The following is a 3,107-nucleotide window of genomic DNA, read 5'->3' as shown; positions in this document are numbered from 1 at the left end:
TTTTTGCACGCCGATCACCCCACGAAGGGGGTGCCTATTGCACGCTGATCCTCAGAAAATCGCGAACATTTTGCCGCACCTCGCGCTGGGTTTCGGCAAGAAGGATCAGGGCCGGGTTCATCGTCATGACGCTGGCGCGAGGCAAAGGATGACGAGGTGTGACGCAGCATGGGCGGATGGGTGCACGGCGCGCGACGCTGCTATGGATGACATGAGCGCATCTCCTCTTGCTCGCCGGCCCAGCGGTGACCAGCGGACCATGCCTGCTGTATGGAAGAGGAATGTCTGCGCTATGCGCCGCCTGTAACAAAATATTTCTATTCGCCCTATTGCGCCGCTTCCAGCAATGTAGCGTGTGCCTCGCGCCCCAGTCGGGAGACATGGCCTATCACGGCGGCCAGCCACATGGCATCGCCCGCCGCCCGGTGCCGGACCACGCCCAAGGAGTCGGCCTGCGCCACTGCGGCGGCGATGCACCGCTCATCGACGGCCAGTTCGTCGAAGAGCGCCGCGACATGGCCTATTTGCGGAGGGCTTTCCACGCCCGCGGCATGCGCCAGGACATTCATCCAATATTGGTCGATCAGGCTGTCGGCGATGAGCCTGCGTCCCCACACCGCATTTTCCAGCTCGTGAAAGACCTGGTCTGCGGGCAGCCCTTCCCGGAAAATCCGGTCGCGGCTAAGGCCGTGCAGCGTCTCGGCTTCCGCTGTCCAGTCCCATCCGACCCAATCGTCATGCGGCCGTATAAGCCAGCTGCGCGCGACTCCCTCTCCAGCGATCCCCACCTCGATCGGGAAGGAGCGGCCATGGCGCGGGAGGCAGGATGCTTCGAAGTCAATGGCGAGGACGGACAAGATACGGCTCCCACAGCGCTGGCCATCCCGCCTGGATGTCCACTGCGCTTGCATGCGCCCCTCTTCGCCCCGACTATGTCAGGGTGAAGTCATTCGCTACCCTCTTCTGCAAAAATCATGTGAACCGGATCAACGTCGCGACGAAACGTCATCCCTCTGCTAGGGCATTGGACATAATGAGGAAACAATAGCCGCATGACAGTCATCGCTGCCTATCTCTACCGCGACGGCAGGCGAATCCGCCCCGTCACCATCGACGAAGGGATCGAATGCGCACGGGACAAATCTGAATTCGTCTGGATCGGAGTCGCTGATCCTTCCGTGGAGGAAATGCAGACGCTGGCGCGGACCTATGATCTGCACCCGCTGGCGGTCGAGGACGCGATCAAGGCGAACCAGTTGCCGAAGGTCGACATCTACAACGACCAGCTTTTCGTGGTCGCCCGCACCGCCCATGTCGAGGATGACGCGATATGCTACGGCGAAACGTCCATCTTCCTTGGCAAGGACCATATCATAACGGTCCGGCACGGCTCCGCCCGCGCGCACATCATGTTGCGGACCGAACTGGAGGCCGTTCCGACGCGGCTGGCGCAGGGCGCGGACTATGTCGCGCACGCCGTGCTCGATTTCATCGTCGATGGCTATCTGCCGATCATCGAAGGAATTGAGGAGGAAGTGGTGTCCATGGAGCAGACCATGCTCGACCATTTTCTGGGCCGGGAAGAAGTTACGCGCATCTTCAACCTGCGCCGCCAGCTGATTCACTTCAGTCGCATCCTCATCCCCATGCATGAGGTCGCAACCAAGTTCGTGAAACTGGATCTGCCGTGCATAGACGCAGAGGCCCGGCCCTATTTCAGCGACGTGCGCGACCATGTCAGGCGGGTGCAGACGATGGTGGATGACCTGCGCGAAATCCTGAACAGCGTGTTCGAATCATCCAATCTGCTGGAACAGCAGCGCACCGGCGACATCACTCGCCAACTGGCCGCATGGGCCGCGATCCTGGCCGTGCCCACGGCGATCGCCGGCATTTACGGCATGAATTTCGACCATATGCCCGAACTGCGCACGCGCTTTGGCTACCCGGTCGTGATAGGCGTCATCCTGTTCATCTGCACCTTGCTTTACAGCCGGTTCAAGAAGCTGAAATGGCTTTGAGACCCAAGGGCCCTAGGCGTCCCCCCAGCGGCGCAGCAGATTATGATAGACGCCGGTCAGCCGAATGACCTCCGAATGGCCCTGTCCCAGTTCGGCGGCCACCCCCTGGATGCTGCGGTCCAGATCGAACAGCGTCTGCCGTGCGGCATCGTCCCTGACCATCGACTGAAGCCAGAAAAAGCTGGCGACACGCCTCCCCCGCGTCACCGGTTCCACCCTGTGGAGCGAGGATGAGGGATAGAGCACCGCATGACCGGCGGGCAGCTTGACCTGCTGGACGCCGAAATGGGTCTCGATCGTCAGTTCGCCGCCGTCATAGGCGTCCGGGTCTTCAAGGAAAACGGTGATCGACAGATCGGACCGGACGCGAAAACCCGTTCCGGCCTGAAGGCGTACCGCATTGTCGACATGGACGCCGAACGCCTGTCCGCCAGCGTAGCTGTTGAACAGCGGAGGGAATATCTTGAGCGGAAGCGCGGCCGCGATGAACAGCGCGGAACGGCCTAGGGCGTCCAACACTATTTGCCCGGCGCGGCGGGCGGCCTCGCAATCCTCGGGCAGTTGAAGATTGCGCTTCGCGAGCGCCGACTGGTGACCCGAGGTGATGTTGCCATCCACCCATTCCGCCGCGTCGACGAGCGTGCGGATGGCGACGACGTCCGCTGCGTCGACCAGATCGGGAATGGGGAGCAGCATGGAGGAAAGAAACTCAGGCCTGGAGGATGAAGGGGATTTCGACGACGCCCCTGACGCGTACCGGTTGGCCATCGCGCATCATCGGCTTCCAGCGCCAGCGACGTACGGCGTCGAGTGCGGCGTCGTCCAGGCGGTGGAAACCGCTGCTGTGCGAGACGCCGATAGCCTCCACCCCGCCGTCGAGGCCCAGGGTGATCGACAGGACGACGGTCCCCTGCTCACGCTTGCGGCGGCTTTCCAGCGGATAACGGGGCGGCTTGCCCGAGACCATCTGCGTGCCAAGGTCGCCGCCCTGGACAGTGCTGGGCGGTGCGGGCGGCGCGACCACGGGTGCGGGCGGGCCAGGAACAGCGGAGGCGACGGAGACAGGGTTCGGCCGGGGCGCCGGAT

Annotated in this window: 4 protein-coding genes; 1 reads left to right on the top strand and 3 read right to left on the bottom strand. The window is 62.8% G+C overall.

Going from position 1 to position 3,107, the window contains the following annotated elements:
* Positions 1-326: 326 nt before the first annotated feature.
* On the bottom strand, positions 327-857 hold the full coding sequence (locus tag AX724_RS21265; RefSeq protein WP_066770945.1) for a hypothetical protein: 531 nt from the start codon (positions 855-857) through the stop codon (positions 327-329).
* Positions 858-1,052: 195 nt separating this feature from the next.
* On the opposite strand from AX724_RS21265, the gene AX724_RS21260 reads away from it, so the two are divergent.
* A complete protein-coding gene (locus AX724_RS21260) occupies positions 1,053-2,021 on the top strand; it encodes a magnesium and cobalt transport protein CorA (protein WP_066770942.1) in 969 nt (322 codons plus the stop codon).
* Between the two features lie 12 nt (positions 2,022-2,033).
* Here the strand turns inward: AX724_RS21260 and AX724_RS21255 are convergent, their stop codons facing one another.
* Positions 2,034-2,717: a Fe2+-dependent dioxygenase gene (locus AX724_RS21255; protein WP_066770939.1), complete on the bottom strand. Its 684-nt coding sequence runs from the start codon at positions 2,715-2,717 to the stop codon at positions 2,034-2,036.
* 13 nt (positions 2,718-2,730) lie between these two features.
* Positions 2,731-3,107 (bottom strand): energy transducer TonB (locus AX724_RS21250; RefSeq protein WP_156448203.1); only part of this gene is annotated, 377 nt, incomplete at its 5' end.

The organism is Sphingobium sp. CCH11-B1 (genome assembly GCF_001556865.1).
In the GTDB taxonomy this organism is placed as follows: Bacteria; Pseudomonadota; Alphaproteobacteria; order Sphingomonadales; family Sphingomonadaceae; genus Sphingobium.
The sequence above is the reverse complement of the archived record's forward strand: the minus strand, read 5'-3'. Positions and strand labels throughout refer to the sequence as shown.